Source organism: Paracoccus sp. M683 (genome assembly GCF_007096355.1).
Lineage (GTDB): Bacteria > Pseudomonadota > Alphaproteobacteria > Rhodobacterales > Rhodobacteraceae > Paracoccus.
Window position 1 is genome coordinate 676,546 of record NZ_VKDF01000001.1, and the last position, 20,137, is coordinate 696,682.

General features: G+C 65.1%; 20 protein-coding genes and 1 pseudogene. 15 read left to right on the forward strand and 6 right to left on the reverse strand.

What is annotated here, in order from left to right; translation table 11 throughout:
- Positions 1–22: 22 nt before the first annotated feature.
- The 3 genes from lspA to FNJ84_RS03110 are packed head-to-tail and all read right to left on the reverse strand — an operon-like array spanning position 23 to position 3,611.
- Positions 23–691, reverse strand: a complete 669-nt coding sequence (gene lspA / locus FNJ84_RS03100) for a signal peptidase II (RefSeq protein WP_363323829.1) — start codon at positions 689–691, stop codon at positions 23–25.
- 4 nt (positions 692–695) lie between these two features.
- Entirely contained in the window at positions 696–2,285 is a 1,590-nt protein-coding gene (gene purH / locus FNJ84_RS03105) for a bifunctional phosphoribosylaminoimidazolecarboxamide formyltransferase/IMP cyclohydrolase (RefSeq protein ID WP_143791432.1), read from the reverse strand.
- A gap of 60 nt (positions 2,286–2,345) precedes the next feature.
- Positions 2,346–3,611: an RsmB/NOP family class I SAM-dependent RNA methyltransferase gene (locus FNJ84_RS03110; protein WP_143791433.1), complete on the reverse strand. Its 1,266-nt coding sequence runs from the start codon at positions 3,609–3,611 to the stop codon at positions 2,346–2,348.
- A 59-nt stretch (positions 3,612–3,670) separates the two neighbouring features.
- Between FNJ84_RS03110 and FNJ84_RS03115 the strand changes: the two genes are divergently transcribed.
- Both FNJ84_RS03115 and FNJ84_RS03120 read left to right on the forward strand, forming a co-directional pair.
- Positions 3,671–3,859, forward strand: coding sequence for a DUF1674 domain-containing protein (locus FNJ84_RS03115; RefSeq protein ID WP_143791434.1), 189 nt, complete (start codon positions 3,671–3,673; stop codon positions 3,857–3,859).
- Positions 3,859–5,184, forward strand: a complete 1,326-nt coding sequence (locus FNJ84_RS03120) for an amidase (RefSeq protein ID WP_143791435.1) — start codon at positions 3,859–3,861, stop codon at positions 5,182–5,184. Before FNJ84_RS03115 ends, FNJ84_RS03120 begins: the two co-directional genes overlap by 1 nt.
- 24 nt (positions 5,185–5,208) lie before the next feature.
- Here FNJ84_RS03120 and FNJ84_RS03125 read toward each other — a convergent pair whose 3' ends face one another.
- The 3 genes from FNJ84_RS03125 to hslV form a co-directional block, all read right to left on the reverse strand.
- The gene (locus tag FNJ84_RS03125; protein WP_143791436.1) at positions 5,209–5,388 is read right to left on the reverse strand and encodes a PLD nuclease N-terminal domain-containing protein; all 180 of its coding nucleotides are present in this window, start codon (positions 5,386–5,388) and stop codon (positions 5,209–5,211) included.
- Between the two features lie 60 nt (positions 5,389–5,448).
- Positions 5,449–6,753 carry an ATP-dependent protease ATPase subunit HslU gene (gene hslU, locus FNJ84_RS03130; RefSeq protein ID WP_143791437.1) on the reverse strand — a complete coding sequence of 435 codons (1,305 nt, stop codon included), beginning with the start codon at positions 6,751–6,753 and terminating at the stop codon, positions 5,449–5,451.
- 86 nt (positions 6,754–6,839) lie between these two features.
- Positions 6,840–7,397, reverse strand: coding sequence for an ATP-dependent protease subunit HslV (gene hslV, locus FNJ84_RS03135; protein ID WP_143791438.1), 558 nt, complete (start codon positions 7,395–7,397; stop codon positions 6,840–6,842).
- A 95-nt stretch (positions 7,398–7,492) separates the two neighbouring features.
- Here hslV and FNJ84_RS03140 point away from each other — a divergent pair, with 95 nt between their 5' ends.
- The 13 genes and pseudogenes from FNJ84_RS03140 to FNJ84_RS22580 form a co-directional block, all read left to right on the forward strand.
- Complete coding sequence (locus tag FNJ84_RS03140) at positions 7,493–8,467, forward strand: hypothetical protein (RefSeq protein WP_255471013.1); 975 nt, start codon at positions 7,493–7,495, stop codon at positions 8,465–8,467.
- A gap of 88 nt (positions 8,468–8,555) precedes the next feature.
- Positions 8,556–9,983 (forward strand): alkaline phosphatase D family protein, encoded by a 1,428-nt coding sequence (locus tag FNJ84_RS03145; RefSeq protein ID WP_255471014.1) that lies wholly within the window; start codon positions 8,556–8,558, stop codon positions 9,981–9,983.
- A 256-nt stretch (positions 9,984–10,239) separates the two neighbouring features.
- Positions 10,240–11,391, forward strand: coding sequence for a muconate/chloromuconate family cycloisomerase (locus tag FNJ84_RS03150; protein ID WP_143791441.1), 1,152 nt, complete (start codon positions 10,240–10,242; stop codon positions 11,389–11,391).
- 44 nt (positions 11,392–11,435) lie between these two features.
- On the forward strand, positions 11,436–12,824 hold the full coding sequence (gene benA / locus FNJ84_RS03155) for a benzoate 1,2-dioxygenase large subunit (protein WP_143791442.1): 1,389 nt from the start codon (positions 11,436–11,438) through the stop codon (positions 12,822–12,824).
- Positions 12,825–12,828: 4 nt separating this feature from the next.
- Positions 12,829–13,353, forward strand: a complete 525-nt coding sequence (benB, locus tag FNJ84_RS03160; RefSeq protein WP_143791443.1) for a benzoate 1,2-dioxygenase small subunit — start codon at positions 12,829–12,831, stop codon at positions 13,351–13,353.
- A gap of 94 nt (positions 13,354–13,447) precedes the next feature.
- Entirely contained in the window at positions 13,448–14,464 is a 1,017-nt protein-coding gene (gene benC, locus FNJ84_RS03165; protein ID WP_143791444.1) for a benzoate 1,2-dioxygenase electron transfer component BenC, read from the forward strand.
- The gene (gene benD / locus FNJ84_RS03170; protein WP_143791445.1) at positions 14,461–15,240 is read left to right on the forward strand and encodes a benzoate diol dehydrogenase BenD; all 780 of its coding nucleotides are present in this window, start codon (positions 14,461–14,463) and stop codon (positions 15,238–15,240) included. Before benC ends, benD begins: the two co-directional genes overlap by 4 nt.
- A gap of 51 nt (positions 15,241–15,291) precedes the next feature.
- Positions 15,292–16,467: an ABC transporter substrate-binding protein gene (locus FNJ84_RS03175; protein ID WP_143791446.1), complete on the forward strand. Its 1,176-nt coding sequence runs from the start codon at positions 15,292–15,294 to the stop codon at positions 16,465–16,467.
- A 26-nt stretch (positions 16,468–16,493) separates the two neighbouring features.
- Positions 16,494–17,363, forward strand: a complete 870-nt coding sequence (locus tag FNJ84_RS03180; protein WP_143791447.1) for a branched-chain amino acid ABC transporter permease — start codon at positions 16,494–16,496, stop codon at positions 17,361–17,363.
- A 4-nt stretch (positions 17,364–17,367) separates the two neighbouring features.
- Positions 17,368–18,357 (forward strand): branched-chain amino acid ABC transporter permease, encoded by a 990-nt coding sequence (locus tag FNJ84_RS03185; protein WP_143791448.1) that lies wholly within the window; start codon positions 17,368–17,370, stop codon positions 18,355–18,357.
- On the forward strand, positions 18,350–19,093 hold the full coding sequence (locus tag FNJ84_RS03190; protein ID WP_143791449.1) for an ABC transporter ATP-binding protein: 744 nt from the start codon (positions 18,350–18,352) through the stop codon (positions 19,091–19,093). The genes FNJ84_RS03185 and FNJ84_RS03190 overlap by 8 nt, the downstream gene beginning before the upstream one ends.
- Positions 19,086–19,781, forward strand: coding sequence for an ABC transporter ATP-binding protein (locus tag FNJ84_RS03195; protein ID WP_143791450.1), 696 nt, complete (start codon positions 19,086–19,088; stop codon positions 19,779–19,781). The genes FNJ84_RS03190 and FNJ84_RS03195 overlap by 8 nt, the downstream gene beginning before the upstream one ends.
- Positions 19,782–19,839: 58 nt before the next feature.
- Positions 19,840–20,004, forward strand: a pseudogene (locus FNJ84_RS22580) (formate--tetrahydrofolate ligase); the annotation flags it as partial.
- Between the last annotated feature and the right edge of the window lie 133 nt (positions 20,005–20,137).

Below are 20,137 nucleotides of genomic sequence, written 5' to 3' on the forward strand. Positions count from 1 at the left end.
CCGTTTTCCTTGTTGGCCCGTTCTAGCGCGAATTCCCCGCCTCGTCACGGGTCTTGTCGCCACCCTTTTTCGGGGCTTTTTCGGCGACCTTCTTTTCAGCCGTCTTTTCGCCGCCGCCCTGCGACGGCATCAGAATCAACCCGATCGCCCCCGCAAAGATGGAGATGTCCGCCACGTTGAAACTGTAGGGGTTCTGCCAGCCCGGCAGCGACATGTTCAGGAAATCAGCCACCGCACCATAATACAGCCGGTCGATGACATTGCCGATGGCCCCGCCAATCAGCAGCCCACCCGCAACCCGCGCCAGCCGGCCATGCTGGGACCAGGTCAGCCAGACCCAGATCCAGATGCTGATGCCCACCGCCACGGCGATCAGCACCCAGCGCATGAAATCCTGTTCACTGGACAAAAGCCCGAAATTCACGCCCTCGTTCCAGGCCATGCGCAGGTTCAGCCAGGGCGGCAGCACGTCGATTTCGCGCAGGCGGTCCAGCCGCAGCCCATGGACGATCCAGTATTTCAGCAACTGGTCGATGACGATGACCGCCACGGCGACCCATGCCACCAGCCGCATCGAGCCGGGCTTATCCGCCCGAGGGCCGGGTTCGCCGACCCTGGGCGTGAGCGGCTTGGGTTTCGGCGCGCTGGCCGTCGATTTGCCGGCCGAAGAAGGTGCTTTGCGATCCGCCATGATGTCAGTGCCGGAAATGCCGCTGGCCGGTAAAGACCATGGCCAGACCCAGACGGTCGGCGGCCTCGATCACCTCGGCATCGCGCATGGACCCGCCGGGCTGGATCACCGCCTTGGCGCCAGCCTCGGCCAGCGCCTCGATCCCGTCGGCAAAGGGGAAGAACGCATCCGAAGCTACCGCCGAACCCACGGTCAGCGCCAAGGGCAGGCCCAGCGCCTCGGCCATGTCCTGCGATTTGCGCTGGCCGATGCGGGTGCTGTCGACGCGACTCATCTGGCCGGCGCCGATGCCCACCGTGGCCTGATCCTTGGCATAGACGATGGCGTTGGATTTCACATGCTTGGCCACGGTCCAGGCGAACATCAGATCGGCCAGTTCGGCGTCAGAGGGCTGGCGTTTGCTGACGATCTTCAGCGCCTCGCGGGCGACATGGCCGTTGTCGCGGCCCTGCACCAGAAACCCGCCTGCCACCTGCCGGAAGGTCAGGCCAGCGGCCATCGGGTCGGGCAGCCCGCCCGTGGTCAGCAAGCGCAGGTTCTTCTTGGCCGCGAAGATCGCCTTGGCATCCGCGTCGGCATCGGGCGCGATCACCACCTCGGTGAAGATCTTCACGATCTCCTCGGCCGTCGCCCCGTCCAGCGGCTGATTCAGCGCCACGATCCCGCCAAAGGCCGAGGTCCGGTCGCAATCATAGGCACGGCGATAGGCCTCCAGCGCGGATGCGCCCTGCGCCACGCCGCAGGGATTGGCGTGCTTGATGATGGCGCAGGCGGGGCCCTGGGCCGGGTCAAACTCCGCCACCAGTTCAAACGCTGCGTCGGTGTCGTTGATATTGTTGTAGGACAGTTCCTTGCCCTGCCACTGCTTCGCCGTGGCCACGCCGGGCCGCGCCTCGCCCGTGACATAGAAAGCCGCCGCCTGATGCGGGTTCTCGCCATAGCGCAGCCCCTGTGCCAGCGTCCCGGCAAAGGCCCGGCGGCGCGGGGTTTCCTCGCCAATCGCGCCCGCCATCCAGGTCGAGACCGCCGCGTCATAGGCCGCCGTCCGCGCATAGGCGGTCTGTGCCAGCCGCTGCCGGAAAACCAGCGAGCAGCGGTCGTCATTGGCATCCATCTCGGCCAGCAGCGAGTCGTAATCCTGCACATCGACGATGACGTTGACGAAAGCATGGTTCTTGGCCGCAGCCCGGATCATCGCCGGGCCGCCAATGTCGATATTCTCGATGCACTCGTCATAGCCCGCGCCCTTGGCCACGGTTTCCTCGAACGGATAAAGGTTCACCACCAACAGGTCGATGGGCCCGATGCCATGGGCCTCCATCGCGGCCAGATGTTCCTGATTGTCGCGCAGCGCCAGCAGCCCGCCATGAACCGCCGGGTGCAGGGTCTTGACGCGGCCATCCATCATTTCGGGGAAGCCGGTCACATCGGCCACGTCCACGACCGTCAGCCCTGCCTCGCGCAGCGCCTTGGCTGTTCCGCCGGTCGACAGGATCTCGATCCCCCGCGCATCCAGCTTGCGGGCAAACTCGATCAGGCCGGTTTTGTCGGAAACAGAGATCAGCGCGCGGCGCAGCGGGATAAGGTCGGTCATCATCATCCTCAGGCGTGGTTTGGCGGTCAGTTACCGCCACGCGCGCCCAAGGTCCAGCACTCAGGCGGTTTTGCGCAGAGACGTGATGAAGAACCCGTCCATTCCGCCGCGATCCGCCCAGAAATCGGGCCGCAACCGCAGCGCCCCGGCATCAGTCAGCCAGCCAGGTTCGACCCAATCCGCATCGGGGCGGATGACTTCCAGCCCCGGATGGCGGGTCAAAGCGGCAGCCAGCTGATCCTCGCCCTCGGCGGGCAGCAGCGAGCAGGTGGCGAAAACCAGCCGCCCGCCCAGGGGCAGCATGTCGACCGCATGGTCGATCAGCGCGGCCTGAAGCTTTGCGATCTCGGCCACGCCGTCGCCATCGCGCAGCAAGGGCAGATCGGGATGGCGGCGGATCGTGCCGGTGGCGGAACAGGGCGCGTCCAGCAGAATGGCATCGGGCGGCGTCTCGGGGCGGTATTCCAGCGCGTCGGCGGTGACCAGATCGGCGGTCAGGTCACAGCGGGCCAGGTTCTCGGCCACCCGTGCCATGCGCTGATCGGAAATATCCACCGCCGTCACCAGCGCGCCGGCAGCCGCCAGTTGCAGCGTCTTGCCCCCCGGCGCGGCGCAGAGGTCCAAGACCCGCTCGCCCGGCTGCACATTCAGCAGCTTCGCGGCCAGCGCCGCAGCAACGTCCTGCACCCACCAGTCGCCTGCATCGAACCCCGGCAGCGCGGAAAGTTGCGGCGAGCCGGCCAGCCTGACCGAACCCGTTGGCAGCATCTCGCCCTCGGGCGCCACCGCACCCGGTTTCAGCGTCAGATCCAGCGGCGCGCCGGCCTGATGCGCGGCCTCCATCGCGGTGACCGCCTCGCGGCCATAGGCAGCGACCAGCGCCTTGCGCAGCCAGTTCGGCAGCGGCTGCACCGGCAGATCGGCCCAATCGGTGACATCGGCCACCTTGCGCAGCACCGCATTCACCATGCCCGCCGCCGCCTGCCCCTTCTTGCCCATGCCGCGCATCAGATCGACGGCGGCATTGACCGCGCCATGGGGTGCCTCGCCCAGTTCCAGCATCTCGACGGTGGCGAGGCGCAGCACATCGGCAGCCTCGGGGCGGGGCTTCCTTTGCAGAAACCGGCCCAGCACGGCATCGGCCCGGTCGCGGTGGCGCAGCACGGCCAGCGCCAGCCGCTGTGCCCGCGCGCGATCACCCTGCGACAGATGGTTCAGCCGCCCGGCCTGATCTGCCAGCGTCCGCCCTTCGCGCAGACCCGCCAGCAACGCCAGCGCCCCCTTGCGCGCGCCATCCTGCACCGCCCGACCCTGAACCTTTGCCAAATCCGCTTCCTTCGCCTAAACCAAGACCAGACACATAGGCGCATTCGAGGTCCAAAGCCATGACCGACAATCACGACAACCCTACTGACATCCCCCCTGCCGCGCAGCGCGCCCTTGCCGAGGCGGCCGAGCGTCGCCGCAAGGCCGAGGCCCAGCCACCGCTACCCAAGGAATATGGCGGCCGCGATGGTGCCGATCCGGTGCGATTCGGCGATTATGAAAAGAACGGCCTGGCGGTGGATTTCTGATGGATTGGCGGCGCGCGTCGGCGGCAGAGCAGGGTCGGGCGATCATGGCCGGTCTGCTGGATCCGGTCGACCAGACCGAGGCCTATCTGGCCGCGATCCAGGCCAGTCCCTATGCCAAGCGCATCTATGCCCGCGTCACCGCCAGCCGCGCCCGCACCGAATCCATCGCCGCCCATGACCGCAACCGCGCCGGCCTGCGGCGCAGCCTGCTGGACGGCGTGGCGATCAGCTGGAAAGACAATATCGACAGCGCCGGCACCCCGACCGAGGCCGGGTCGCGGCTGTTGAAAGGGCGCAAGCCCGCTCATGATGCTGCCACGCTGAAGAATGCCACGGCGGCAGGGACCGTCTGCCTGGGCAAGACGCATATGACCGAGCTGGCCTTTTCCGGGCTGGGACTGAACCCGATGACTGCGACGCCACCCAATGCGTTGGACCCGGCGCTGGCGCCCGGCGGATCCAGCAGCGGCGCGGCGGTTTCGGTGGCGATGGGACTGGCGGCGGCGGCGATCGGGTCCGATACCGGCGGCTCGATCCGGGTGCCCTCGGCCTGGAACGGGCTGGTTGGGTTCAAGCCCACCCATGGCGTAACCGACAGCCGGGGCGTCGTGCCCCTGTGCCGCAAATTCGACGTGGTCGGCCCGCTGGCCCGCACGGTCGAGGATTGTGCCCTGCTTCTGGCCGCCCTGCGCGGCGAGGCACCTGTGGATCTGCGCGGCGCGCGGGCGCAGGGATTGCGGCTGCTGGTTCTTGATGGTGTGCCCTTTGCGGACGCTCAGGAAAGTCCGGTGGCGGCGTTCGAGGATGCGGTCGACCGACTGGCGCGCGCAGGTTCGCAGATCACCCGCATTACCCCCGCTTTCCTGCCGCAGGCGATGGCGCTTTCACCCCAGCTTTTCGCCCCCGAGGCCTATGGCATCTGGCGCGAACAGATCGAGGCCGCGCCCGAAGCGATGCACCCGCCGATTCTGGAACGTTTCCGCGGCGGAAAAGAGGTCAGCGGCCCGGATTATGTGGCCGCATGGGAGGCCTTGAACCGCTATCGCGCGGAATGGGCGGCGCTGGTGGCCGGCCATGACGCGGTGATCCTGCCAACGGTGCCGATCCTGCCGCCCGATGCGGACCGGCTGGCGACAGATCAGGAATATTTCGTCACGGCCAACCTGCTGACCCTGCGCAATACCCGTATCGGCAACCTGATGGGCCTGCCCGCCGCGACCATTCCGACCGGGCAACCCGGCTGCGGGTTGATGGCCATGGGCGCGGCCGGCGACGACCGCCGGCTGCTGCGCGTTTCCGCCGCGCTAGAGGCCGCACTGGCCTGACCTGACCGGCGGCGATGGGCCAATCTAGGCCGAGTAATTCGCCTTTGGCCCGGCGAACCACCAGATGATCAGCCCGATCACGGGCAGGAACGCCACCAGTGCGATCCACAGCACCTTGGTGCCATTCGTTTCATTGGTGTTGATGATCGAGGCAATGGCCCAGACATCAAGACAGAAGATGATGATTCCGAAGATATATCCCATGATCACCCTTCCCGTGACGGCGCTTTTGGGGCCAACACCGTCAGCCCCGGATGAGTTCCGTCACAGCACATAACGCGACAGATCGGTGGACCGTGACAGATCGCCCAGATGCTGCTCGACAAAGGCAGCATCGACCGTGACCGCCTGCCCGCCCCGGTCCGGCGCGTTGAAGGACAGATCTTCGAATACCCGTTCGATCACCGTATACAACCGACGCGCACCGATATTCTCGATCGCGCCATTCACCTCGGCCGCGATGCGGGCCAGCGCGGCAATGCCGTCATCGGTAAAGGTGACCGTCACCTCTTCCGTGGCCATCAGCGCGGTGTATTGGCGGGTCAGGGCGTTGTCCGTCTCGGTCAGGATGCGAATGAAATCGGCCTCGGTCAGGGCGCGCAGTTCCACGCGGATGGGCAGACGCCCCTGCAACTCGGGCAGCAGATCCGACGGCTTGGCCACATGAAAAGCGCCCGAGGCGATGAACAGGATATGGTCGGTCTTGACGGGACCGTATTTGGTGGAAACGGTCGTCCCCTCGATCAGCGGCAACAGGTCACGCTGCACACCTTCACGGCTGACCTCGCCCCCGCGCGATTCCGACCGCGCGGCGACCTTGTCGATCTCGTCGATGAAAACGATGCCGTTTTCCTGCACCGATTCCAGCGCAGCGGCCTTGACGGTATCGTCATCCAGCAGCTTGTCGGCCTCTTCCGCGATCAGCAGTTCATAGCTCTCGGCCACGGTCACCTTGCGCCGCACCCGACGGCCGCCGAATGCCTTCATCAGCCCCGACAGGTCCATCATCCCGCCCATGCCGCCGGGCTGGCCGGGAATGTCCATCATCCCAAGCGGGTTAGAGTTATCCTGCACCTCAAGCTCGATGACGGTATCGTCCAACTCGCCCCGCTTCAGCTTGTCGCGGAACATCTGCCGCGTCGCGTCGCGGGCCTGATCGCCGGCCAGGGCCTCGATCACCCGCTCTTCGGCGGCCTGATGGGCGCGCGCCTTCACCTCTTCGCGCATCCGCTCGCGCGTTTCGATCAGCGCGGCATCGGTCAGGTCGCGGATGATCTGCTCGACATCACGCCCGACATAGCCCACCTCGGTGAACTTGGTCGCCTCGACCTTGATGAAGGGCGCATTGGCCAGCTTGGCCAGCCGGCGGCTGATCTCGGTCTTGCCAACGCCGGTCGGCCCGATCATCAGGATATTCTTGGGATAAACCTCGTCGCGCAGATCATCGCCCAATTGCTTCCGGCGCCAGCGATTGCGCAGAGCCACGGCAACGGCGCGCTTGGCGTCTTTCTGCCCGATGATAAAGCGGTCCAGCTCGGACACGATCTCGCGGGGGGTCAGGTCGGTCATGATGTCTTTCCAGCTTTCAGCCTGCTTTGGTCGTCAAATATCCTGGGGGTGAGGCCCGCTTGCGGGCCGAGGGGGCAACGCCCCCTTTACCCGCCCAGAACCTCAACCGTCAGATTGCCATTCGTATAGACGCAAATATCCGCCGCGATCGCCATCGCCTTGCGGGCCACGCCCTCGGCGTCCAGATCGCTTTCCATCAGCCCGCGCGCGGCGGCCAGGGCGAAATTCCCGCCCGATCCGATGGCGGCCACATCATGTTCCGGCTCCAGCACGTCGCCCGCGCCGGTGACGACATAGATCTGCGCGCCGTCGGTGACGATCAGCATCGCCTCAAGATTGCGCAGGTATTTGTCGGTGCGCCAGTCCTTCGCCAACTCGACACAGGCGCGCTGCAACTGGCCCGGTGCGGATTCCAGCTTTTTCTCCAGCCGCTCCAGCAGGGTAAAGGCATCGGCAGTCGATCCGGCAAAGCCCACGACCACATCGCCGCCACCCGGCGACAGCCGGCGCACCTTGCGCGCCGTGCCCTTCATCACCGTCTGGCCGACGCTGACCTGCCCGTCGCCTGCCACCACCACCTTGCCGCCACGCTTGACCGCCAGGATCGTGGTGCCGTGCCAGCCGGGAAATCTGTCTTCCGCCATCAAAGCCTCCGTCATCTGCCCCGTTCAGATATGGGGGCGATCCCCGCAACGCAAGCGGCGGGCGTCACGCGGGTGCTGGCCGGCAAGGCGAAAGCATGCCATTCAGGCGCCAACCCGAACCCGCAACCCGTCGCCTTCACCCCATGCCACCAGACCAGCCCGAACTGCGACTTTACCTGCACCAGCCAATGCTGGGCGAGGTCAGGCAGGGGCGTGTGAACTTTCTGCAACGGCTGATGCGGCTGCTGAACCGGCAGGGCTGGCAGGTCCAGGTCCTGCGATCGGGTGCCGAGGCACGCGCCGCCGCTCCCGACCTGCCCGGATATGCGCTGTTCCACATGGAAAAACCCACCCATGATCGCGCGCTGACGTTCCGCCGGGCCTATCACTTCCCCTTCTGGCGGATCGAACCCGTGGCCGAGCGCTGGCGCTGGCCCGTGGCCGATGCGGTCTTTGACCCCTCGGCCATCGACGGGGCTGCGGCCGATGACTTTGCCCGCCGTCTGGCCCGGCGTGTCCTGCCGGGGCCGCCACCGCAGCGGGGTCAGCATGCGCTGGTCCCCCTGCAAGGCCTGCTGGGCCAGACGCGGTCATTCCAGACGATGTCGCCGCTGAAAATGCTGGAACATGTCGCCCGGACCGACCGCCCCACCTTTGCCACATTGCACCCCAAGGAAGAGTACACCCCCGAGGATCTGGCCGCGCTGGATGATCTGGCGGCGCGTCATCCGAACCTGACCATCGGCGGAGATACGGCAGCGCTGTTGCGCAATTGCGCCTTTGTCGCCACGCAAAACAGCGCCGTGGCCTTTGACGGTTTCATCCTTGGCAAGCCGGCGGTGCTGTTCGGGCAGGTCGATTTCCACCATATCGCACTGAATGTCGCCGATCTGGGCGCCGATGCCGCACTGGCCGCCGCAGCGGGCCATGCACCCGATTTCGCCCGCTATCTGTTCTGGTTTCTGCAAAGGCAGGCGATCAACATGTCGGCCCCTGATGCCGAAACCCGGATCGCCGCCACATTGCGCCAGCATGGCTGGCCGGTCGCCCCGGTCAAGCCGGCACCATGACAACATCCCGTTCACAGCCCCTTGATCCGGCCTTCGCAAATGCCCCTGCCGCACCTACCTGCAACCGGCACAGATGACAGGACCCGCCTTGACGACCGAGACCACCCCACAGGCCATCGGCCCCGTGCTTTATTTCCGCGGCCACGACGCCGGCCGCATCCATCTGGCTGCGCTGGTCGCACGCCCGGCTGACGCCGCCGCACCCGGCCCACTGCATGCCTCGGGCATCCAGGTCCAACCCACCGAAATCGCTCGGGTCGCCGGCCTTGGCATCTGGCGGTTCGAGTTCGATCTTGGCCCCGAGGATGCCGGCTATCAGTTCGAGGGGCGCAGCCACGCAGTCCAGACCGACCTGTCGGGCGACATGCGGATTGCCTTCGTGTCCTGCAATGGTGAGGAAAACGGTGATCTGGACCGCGAGGCACCGGAACGCAACGCCATGTGGGAACGGCTTGCGGCCGAGCATCTGGAACGGCCCTTTGCGCTGATGCTGCAAGGGGGTGATCAGATCTATGCCGACGAGGTGACGCAGGACCACCCGCTTAGCGAGGACTGGCCCGAATATGCCCCCGCAGCCCCGGAACCGCAGCAACTGGACGACCTGCACCAACACCTGCGCCGGCGTTTCGCGGAACGCTATCTGATGGTGCTGGGGGCCGAGGGCTATGCCCAGCTTGCTGCCGGGCTGCCCAGCCTGTCGGTCTGGGATGATCACGACATCTGCGACGGCTGGGGGTCGCTGCCCGACGAGCTGACGCAATCGCAGGTCGGCCAGACGGTGTTTTCGGTGGCGCGCGAAATGTATCTGCTGTTCCAGCACGCCGCGACGCCGGCCGATATTCCGCGGCTGTTTCTTGACCCCGAGGGCCACAGCCTTGGCTGGTCGCGGCATCTGCCCGGCCTGACGCTGATCGCCCCCGACCTGCGCTCGGAACGGACGCGCCACCGGATCATGGGGCCGGCGGGTTGGCGCGATTTCGACGCGCTTGAACCGCGCGAAGGGCAGACCTTCCTGATTTCCAGCGTGCCCCTGCTGGGTCCACGCCTGTCGCTGGTCGAGATGCTGATGATGGTGATCCCGCGCATGCAGCATTACGAGGACGACTTGCGCGACCAGTGGCAAAGCCGCGCCCACCGGGCCGAGTGGCGCCGCATCCTGCGCGCCGCCCTGCGCCTGCGCCAGGCCGGGCCGCTGACCGTGCTGTCGGGCGAAATTCACGTTGCCACCCGCGCCGAGATGGGCCCGTCCGATACGTTGATCCACCAGCTTGTCGCCTCGGGGATCTCGCATCGGGCCCCGCCCAAGGCCTATGCTCGTGCATTGGGCGCGCTGGCGCGGCTGGGCGAGGCCCCGCTGAAGGACCATCCGATCCGCAACCTTCGTCTGCCGGGCCAGCGCGCCCGCTATATCTCGCAGCGGAACTATCTGACGCTGGACCGCAAGGACGACCAATGGTCGGCGGTCTGGAACCTTGAAGAAAGCGGTCGGACGCCGCCCCTGCCTCTGGCCGGCTGAAAGGGATTCGTGACCCGCCGACCTGCGGCGACCCCATCGGTGCCAAGGCAAGGCGCGTCCCCCGCAGGGAACGTGCCGCGCCATTTCGTGCCAACGCCACCCCGACCCACCGATCCTTGCCCATTTTTTCCAACCCGCCCAAGCGGATAGTCCTGCCCATCCCCACAGGTATCGGACCAGACTGATCCGGTATTGGACGGTTTGTCACCGGCTGCGCCATGCTGATCACAGCGAAACCCGCAACCAGAGGCATCCCGTGAGCAAGATCGAGAATATCGAGACGATCATCGTCGACATCCCGACCATTCGCGGCCATGTCCTGTCGATGACGACCATGCGCCAGCAATCCATCGTGCTGGTCCGTATCCGCTTTTCCGACGGCTCCGAGGGGCTGGGCGAGGGCACCTCGATCGGCGGCATGAGCTATGGCCCCGAAAGCCCCGAAAGCATCAAGCTGGCGATCGACAGCTATCTTGCCCCGGTCATTATCGGCGAGGATGGCGACCGGGTGAACAGCGTCACCGATCGGATGCGCAAATCGGTGCGCGGCAACCCCATCGCCCATTGTGCCGTCGAAACCGCGCTGTGGGACGGGCTGGCCCGTCGCCTTGGGGTGCCGGTCGCGCAGTTGTTCGGCGGGGCCGTGAACACCCGGATGCCGGTGGCCTGGACCCTGGCCAGCGGCGTGTCGGAAACCGACATCGTCGAGGCCCGGCAGATGCTGGCGCAGCGCCGGCACAATATTTTCAAGCTGAAGATCGGCAAGCGCCCGGTGCGCGACGATATCGCCCATGTGGCGGCGATCCGCGCCGCGCTTGGCGACGCCGCCAGCATCCGCGTCGATGTCAACCAGGCCTGGAACGTGACCGATGCCCGCTGGGGTCTTGCCGGCTTGCAGGAAATCGGCGTCGATCTGGTCGAACAGCCCATCGACAGCCGCCAGATCCGCGCGCTGAAGGTGCTGACCGACCAGTACGAGATCGCGGTGATGGCCGACGAGGCCTTGCAGGGACCGCAAAGCGCCATGATCGCCGCCGCCGACCGCTCGGCCGATGTCTTTGCTGTCAAGATCGCGCAATCGGGCGGACTGAAGGCCGCATCCGAGGTCTGCGCCATTGGACGTGCCGCCGGGATCGGCCTTTACGCCGGCACCATGCTGGAAGGCGGTATCGGCACCGCCGCCGCGCTGCATCTGTTTTCCACCATCCCGACTCTGGGCTGGGGAACCGAGCTGTTCGGCCCGCTGCTGCTGACCGACGAGATCCTGACCCGGCCGGTCGAATACCGCGATTTCTCGGTCGTTCTGCCCCAGGGCAACGGCCTGGGCGTCGAGATCGACCCCGGCAAGCTGAACCATTACCGCCGCGACCGCCACCGCAAGGTCCATGTCGTCGCATTGAAAAGCTAGGCACCAGCCGCACGCCCGCTGCGGCATCATTCGAGGAGGATATGATGTTCACACCAAGCGAACTTGAGGAAATCGACACCAAACTGGGCGACATGGTCCAGGACGACCCCGAAAACGGGATTTTCCGCGCCCGCCGCGACATGTTCACCGACGAGGACCTGTTCGAGCTGGAGATGCGGCACATCTTCGAGGGCAACTGGATCTATATGGCCCATGAAAGCCAGATCCCGAACCCGAACGATTACTTCACCCTGTTCATGGGCCGCACGCCGGTCGTCATCACCCGTGACAAGCAGGGCGAGTTGCATGCCCTGGTCAATGCCTGTTCGCATCGCGGCGCCATGCTGTGCCGGTTCAAGCGGCAGAACAAGGCGACCTTTACCTGCCCATTCCACGGCTGGACCTTTTCCAACACCGGCAAGCTGTTGAAGGTCAAGGATCCCAAGACCGGCGGCTATCCCGACCAGTTCGACTGCGATGGCAGCCACGACCTGACCCGCGTTGCCCGGTTCGAGAACTATCGCGGCTTCCTGTTCGGGTCGCTGAATGCCGATGTGCCGCCGCTGACCGACTATCTGGGCGAGGCCCGCAAGATGATCGACATGATCGTCGACCAATCCCCCGAGGGGCTGGAGGTGCTGCGCGGCAATTCGACCTATACCTATGACGGCAACTGGAAGCTTCAGGCGGAAAACGGGGCTGATGGCTATCACGTCTCGGCGGTGCACTGGAATTATGTCGCCACCACCGCGGCCCGGACCCAGGACGGCAAGGAAGACAAGGTCAAGGCGAATGACGCCTCGAAATGGGCCAAGCAGAAGGGCGGCTTTCATTCCTATGAAAACGGCCACCTGCTGTTGTGGACGACATGGGCCGACCCGACCAACCGGCCGAACTATGCCAATCTGGACAAATGGACCGAGGAATTCGGCGAGACCAAGGCCGAATGGATGGTCGGCGTGCTGCGCAACCTGTGCCTTTACCCCAATGTTTTCCTGATGGATCAGTTTTCCAGCCAGATCCGCGTGTTCCGCCCGATCAGCGTCGATCAGACCGAGGTGACGATCTATTGCATCGCGCCCAAGGGCGAAAGCGCCGAAAACCGCGCCCGTCGCATCCGCCAATACGAGGATTTCTTCAACGCCTCGGGCATGGCCACACCCGACGATACCGAGGAATTCCGGGCCACGCAGCGCGGCTATGCCGGCGCCGCGCATGCCCAGTGGAACGACCTGTCGCGTGGCGCAAAGCAATGGATCACCGGCCCCGACGAGGATGCCGCAAAGCTGGGCATCAACCCGATCCTGTCGGGCGCCCGCACCGAGGACGAAGGGCTGTTCGTGATCCAGCATTCGCAATGGGTCCAGCGCATGCATCAGGCCATCGCCGATGAACGCGCCGCCCTGCCCCAGCAACCCCTTGCCGCGGAGTAAGGCCATGACCACCGACACGCTTGAAAAACCGCAGGCCGCGGCGCTGAGCTTTGATCAGATCCAGGCCTTTCTGTATGCCGAAGCGCGCGCGCTGGATGATCGCCAATGGGAAACCTGGCTGACCTTCTATCATCCCGATTGCCCGTTCTGGATGCCGGCCTGGGATGACGATGACGAGTTGACCCAGGATCCGCAGGCGGAAATCTCGCTGATCTGGTATGGCGACAAATCCGGCATCGAGGATCGCGTGTTCCGCATCCAGACCGACCGGTCCTCGGCCACCTCGCTGCCCGAGCCACGCACCAACCACAACATCGCCAATATCGAGGTGGTGTCGCAAGGCGCCGGCGAGGTGAAGATCCGTTTCAACTGGCAGACGTTGTCCTATCGCTATGGCGCGACCGACCAGCATTGGGGCACGTCCTTCTACACCATCGACACGACCGGGCCGAAACCGCTGATCCGCGACAAGAAGGTGGTGCTGAAGAACGACCACATTCATCACGTCGTGGACGTCTATCACATCTGATCCGACCGGCAGGGCGGCGCCCAGACCGCCGCCCGCCACCTGAACCAGGCAGCCCCGGTGACATCATCGCGCCGGGACACGGGAGGAGTTTGCCATGACCTATAATGTCGCACTGAATTTCGAGGACGGCGTGACGCGCATGATCGAGGTGGACGAGGACGAACTCGTCACCGATGCGGCATTCCGCCAGAAGATCAACATCCCCATGGATTGCCGCGACGGCGTCTGCGGGACCTGCAAATGCCATTGCGAGGAAGGCGAATACGAGCTGGAATTCTATATGGACGAGGCGATGACCGAGGACGAGGCCGAGCAGCGTTTTGTCCTGACCTGCCAGATGACCGTTCAATCCGATTGCGTGCTGGCTGTGCCGGCATCCTCGGCGGTCTGCAAGGCCGCGCCGCAACCCGTCGAGGGCGCCGTCACGCGGGTCGAGGCGCTGTCGGAAACCAGTTTCGGACTGACCGTGGCGCTGGATCGGCCGGTCTCTTTCCTGCCGGGGCAATATGTCAACATCACCGTGCCCGGCACCGACCTGCACCGGTCCTATTCCTTCTCGTCCCGGCCCGGCGCGGATGAGGCGACGTTTCTGATCCGCAACATCCCGAATGGCCGCATGTCCAGCTATCTGGCCGGCGCGACATCGGGCGACCGGGTAACGCTGACCGGGCCGATGGGGGCGTTCTATCTGCGCCCGGTCGAGCGTCCGCAGCTGTGGCTGGCCGGCGGCACCGGGCTGGCGCCTTTCCTGTCGATGCTGGAACAGGTCGCGCAAAACGGCTGCGATCAGCCCGTCACGCTGTATTACGCCGTCACCCGCGGCGCCGATCTGGTGGAACTGGACCGGGTGCGCGATCTGGCCGCATCCATCGGCAATGTCACCGTCATCACCATTCTGGCCGCCGAGGACGAGGACCACGACCGCAAGGGCTTTGTGACCGACCATGTAAGCGCCGACGACCTGAATGGCGGCGATGTCGATGTCTATCTGTGCGGCCCCCCGCCGATGGTCGAGGCCGTGCGCACCCATTTCACCAATCTTGGCACCAATCCGGCGAATTTCTATTTCGAGAAGTTCAACCCGACCGAAACCCCGGCGGTCGCGGCATGAGCGGGCGCTTTGCCGATAAGGTCATGGTCGTGACCGGCGCGGCGCAGGGCATTGGCCGGCGCGTCGCCGAACGCGCCGCCGCCGAGGGCGCAAGCGTCATGATCGTCGACCGCTCGTCCGCCCGCGACGAGGTGGCGCAGGGCATCACGGCGGCGGGGGGCAAGGCCGCCGCCATCGCCGTCGATCTGGAAACCTGGGATGGCTGCCACGACGCCATGGCCGCTGCGCTGGATCGGTTCGGGCGCATCGACATTCTGGTCAACAACGTCGGCGGCACGATCTGGGCCAAGCCCTTTGAACATTACCAGCCCGACCAGATCGAGGCCGAGATCCGCCGCTCGCTGTTCCCGACGCTGTTTTGCTGCCGCGCCGCGCTGGAACCGATGCTGGCGGCGGGCCGGGGCGTGATCGTCAATGTCTCGTCCATCGCCACGCGCGGGCTGAATCGCGTGCCCTATGCGGCCGCCAAGGGCGGGGTGAACGCCATCACCGCCAGCCTTGCATGGGAGGTGGCCGAACGCGGCATCCGCGTGGTGGCAACCGCGCCCGGCGGCACCGAGGCACCCGCCCGCGTGGTGCCGCGCAACCCCAATGCCGAAACCGAACAGCCCGCCGGCTGGTATCAGACCATCGTGGACCAGACCATCCAGTCCAGCCTGATGAAACGCTATGGCACGCTGGACGAACAGACCGGGGCGATCCTGTTCCTGGCCTCGGATGATGCGTCCTACATCACCGGCACCACCCTGCCCGTAGGCGGCGGTGACCTGGGCTAGGCCCTCCGAAACACCCTCAACAGCTGCAACAACTTCTCTGGGAGGAGAATGATGAAACATACCATCACCACCGCCATTTTCGCCGCAACCGCCAGCCTTGCCACCCTGCCGGCACTGGCCGAGGACATCACGGTCGGGCTGCTGCTGCCCTATTCCGGCGTCTATGCCGCGCTTGGCAATGATATCGAGGCCGGTTTTCGCCTGGGGATCGAACGCTATGGCGATCAGGCCGGCGACAGCATCCAGATCGTGACCGAGGACAGCGAGGCCAAGCCGCCCGTCGGGCTGGCCAAGACCCGCAAGCTGGTCTTGCAGGACAAGGTCGACGTGATCGCCGGCGTCGTCAGCTCGGGCGTGCTGGGCGCGGTCCGCGACATGGTCGACGGCTCCAAGGTGCCGCTGATCGTCGCCAATGCCGGCAATGACGAGGCGACCGGGGCGCAATGTTCGCCCTATATCACCCGGATGTCCTTTTCGAACCAGCAGGTCAACCGGCCGATGGGCAAGTGGATGCATGATCAGGGCATCCAGAAGGTGTTCACCATCGCCCCCGACTATGCTGCGGGCCAGCAGATGATCGGCGCCTTTGTCGACGGCTTTACCGCCGCCGGAGGCGAGATCGTCGGCCAGGAATGGACGCCCTTCCAGAAAACCCAGGATTTCGGTCCCTATCTGGCCAAGGCCAAGGCCTCGGGCGCCGATGCGGTCTATGTCTTTTATGCCGGCGGCGAGGCGATTTCCTTCGTCAAGCAATATGACAGCTTCGGCATGAAGGCCGATATCCCGCTGTATGGCGCGGGCTTCCTGACCTCGTCGCTTTATGTCGAGGCCGAAGGTCCGGCGGCCGAGGGTGTCATTGCCGCGCTGCATTACGTGCCGACCATCGACAACGCCGAAAACGCCGCCTTCGTCGAAGCCTTTACCGCCGCCAATGGCCGCCTGCCTTCGGAATATGCCGTTCATGGCTATGACGCAGCCCGCGCGCTGACCCAGGCGCTGGCCGCCGGTGCGACCGACCGCGAGACCATCGCGCAGGCGCTGCGTGGCGTGTCCTTCGACGGACCGCGTGGTGCCACCTCGATCGACCCGGCCACCAATAACATCGTCCAGCCGATCTATGTCTACGAGACGGTCCGGGGCGAAGCTGGGCTGACCCAGAAAGTTCTGGCCACCCTGCCCGCCGAGGCCGATCCCGCCGGCGGCTGCGCCATGGCCCCGGCCGGCTGAACCGGCCCTGAAAGGAGGAAATGACCATGTCGCAGGATCTTGGTTTCTGGGCGGTGCAGACATTGAACGCGCTTCAGCTGTCGATGCTTCTGTTTCTGCTGTCCATCGGGCTGACGGTGATCTTCGGGCTGATGCATTTCGTCAATCTCGCCCATGGCTCGCTTTATGCCTTTGGCGCCTATGTGGCGGCCTCGGTCGCCAGCGTCGCGGGGTTCTGGGCCGGGTTCATCGCAGCGCCCATCGCGGTCGCGGTGCTGGGGCTGGTGCTGTATGTCACGCTGATCAAGCGGATGCGCCGGTCCGGGCCGATGCCGCAGGTGCTGATCACCTTCGGGCTGATCTTTGCCCTGCTGGACCTGACGCGGATCATCTGGGGCGATCTGGCCCTGGGGATCGAGGTGCCGGCAATCCTGTCGGGGCGCGTTTCCGTCCTTGGCGTTGAATATCCGGCCTATCGGCTGTTCATCATCGCCCTTGGCGCGGCGATCTATGCGGGGCTGGCCAGCGTGCTGGCCCGCACCCAGATCGGCGCGATGATCCGGGCCGGCGTCGACAATGACGCCATGGCATCCTGCCTTGGCATCAATGTTGAACGGCTGTTCTTCCTGGTCTTTTGCATGGGCTGCGCCCTGGCCGGTCTGGCCGGCGCCGTGGCCGCGCCGCTTTTGTCGGTGACGCCCGATATGGGCCTGCAAATCCTGATCCCCACGCTGATCGTGATCGTGATCGGCGGTCTGGGCAGCCTGAAAGGCGCCATCGCCGGATCGCTGATCTATGGCTTTGTGCAGACCTTCGGGGCGGCACTGGCGCCGCAGCTGTCCTCGATCCTGATCTATGCGCTTCTGGCTGCCGTGCTGGTCACACGCCCGACCGGCCTTTTCCCCGCGAAAGGATAGAAAGATGTTTCGTCACACTCCGCTTCGCTATGCGACGCTGGCGGTGCTTGCAGCCGGCATGTTCGCCGCCGCAATGACTGCCGAATATTTCGGGCTGGAGATCCTGACCGAGATCGCCATTCTCGCCATCCTTGTGCTGGCGCTGGACATGGTGGCCGGTTTCGGGGGCATGGTTTCGCTGTGCCATGGTGCGCTGATGGGCGTGGGCGCCTATGCCTATGCCGTCCTTGCCGCAAAGGCCGGGCTTGCCCCGCCCGTCGCCATGGCCGCCGCCATTGCAATCTCGGGTGCCTGTTCCTGGGTGATCGGCGCGATCTGCGCGCGCAGCCACGGCATCTATTTCATCATGGCAACGCTGGCTTTCGGGCAGATGGCCTATTCCTATGCCTTCGACTCGGCGGCATTGGGCGGCGACGATGGTGTCTCGGGCATTCCAAGGCTGGATCTGTCGGCGATCGGCATCGACCTGAACGACGGGCAAAGCTTTGCGCTGTTCTGCCTTCTGGCGCTTGCCGCAGCCTATGGCGCGGCGGTGATCATCCTGCGGTCCGGCCTTGGGCGCAGCCTGACGGGCATCATGCATAACGAACAGCGGATGCGTGCGGTCGGGCTGGTGACATGGCGCGTCAAGGCCGATGTCTTTGGCCTGTCTGGCATGATCGCCGGCCTGGCCGGCGTGCTGGCCGCGCAGCATATCATGTTCGTCTCGCCCGGCTTGCTGGCCTGGACGGTTTCGGGTGAGGCGCTGGTGGTGGTCATTCTGGGCGGGCTTGGCACGCTGGTCGGGCCATTGGTCGGCGCGGTCCTGTTCGTGCTGCTGAAGCACGAGATCAGCAATGTCACACCCTATTGGCATCTGGTGGTCGGCGTCATCCTTGTCGCCGTGGTGATGAGCCGCGCGAATGGCGTCTTTGGCTGGATCGAGGCGCGTGTTGCCCGCTGGCAAGCCCCGCGTGTGATTTCCTCGCGTAAGGAACAGGTGAAAAATGCTTGAGACACGAAACCTGGATAAAAGCTTTGGCGCCATCCACGTCACCCGCGACGTGTCACTGAAGCTGGAACGGGGCGAGCGCCGGGTGATCCTTGGCCCGAACGGGGCGGGCAAGACCACGCTGTTCAACCAGCTGGTCGGCGAATTGCGCCCCGATACCGGCAGCATCCATCTGGCTGGCGAGGATGTGACGGCCCTGCCCGTCGCCACCCGCGCCCGCCGCGGCCTGTCGCGCAGCTATCAGAAGAACACGCTGTTCGACGGTCTGACGGTGGCGGAAAATCTGGCGCTGGCGGCCTCGGTCGCCACCGGCAATGCGATGAATATGTGGACCGACAGCCTGGCCAAGCCAGAGATCCGCGACATTGTTGATGACGTCGCCAATCAGGTCAGTCTGATCCCCTATATCCATGCGAAGGTCTCCGAGGTGTCATATGGCGTGCGCCGGCAGCTTGAGGTGGGCGTGGCTTTGGCCACCCGGCCGCTGGTCTTGCTGATGGACGAGCCGACTTCGGGTGTCGGCCCCGAGATGGCCAAGGGGTTTCACGACCTGCTGAACAACCTGCCGCGCGATCTGACGCTGCTGATCATCGAACATGACATGGACCTGGCCTTTGACGTGGCCGACACGATCACCGTGCTGAACTATGGAGAGGTGGTGTTCGATGGCCTGCCCGAACAGGCACGGGGATCGCAGCTGTTGAAAGAGATCTATCTGGGGAGCTGGGAAGATGCTTGACCTGACCAATCTTGAATCGGGCTATGGCGAAACGCAGGTGCTGCACGGCCTGTCGCTGGCGGCGCGTCCGGGGCGGGTGCTGGCGATCCTGGGCCGCAATGGCGCGGGCAAAAGCACAACATTGAAGACGGTGATGGGGCTGTTGCCGGCACGGGCGGGCCAGATCCTCTTTGACGGGGCGGCGCTGAACGGCAAGCGGCCCTTCGACATCGCGAAATCAGGCATCGCCTATGTGCCAGAGACGCGGGACATCTTTCCCTCGCTGACGGTGCGAGAGAATCTGGAACTGGCCGCGACGCGGTTCGGTGGCGGCGACTGGACCATGGACCGCGTGATCGAGCTGTTCCCTCGCCTTGGTGAGCGTCTGGAAAACGGCGGCACGCAGCTGTCGGGCGGCGAACAGCAGATGCTGGCGATTGCCCGCGCGCTGCTGATGAACCCGCGCCTCTTGATCCTTGACGAGCCGACCGAGGGGCTTGCCCCGATCATCGTCAAGCTGATCCACGACAAGTTGCAGGATTTGCGCCGCAAGGGCCTGTCGATGGTGCTGGTCGAGCAGAATTTCGGCTTTGCCACCTCACTGGCCGATGATGTGGTGGTGATCAGCAAGGGTCAGGTCGTCTGGACCGGCACGCCCGACGAAATCCGCGCCGATACCAATGCCCAGCATCGCTGGCTGGGGGTCTGATCCGACAATCCTGAACCGCTGAAAAGGGGCCTGCATGGGCCTCTTTTTGCATCCGTCGGCCCCCGATGGTCAGTCGCCCCGTTCGCGCACCTGGCAGCGCCAACCCACGCATGGCGCTGTGGTCATCTGCGGCGAGATCATGACCATGCCGGGCCTGCCACGCCGCCCCGCGGCCGAGACGATCCGGCTGAACAAGGCCGGCCAGATCGAGGATCTGTTCTGACCCGCCCGCCGAGGCAAGGCCCGAATTTCAAGGCGACATCCCCGGATCGTGACAGGCCGCCTGCGCACAGAAGCTGTGCGTAATCAGCTATTTTTTATCAGACGGTCAAGGCGCATATCCCCTCCATGAAACA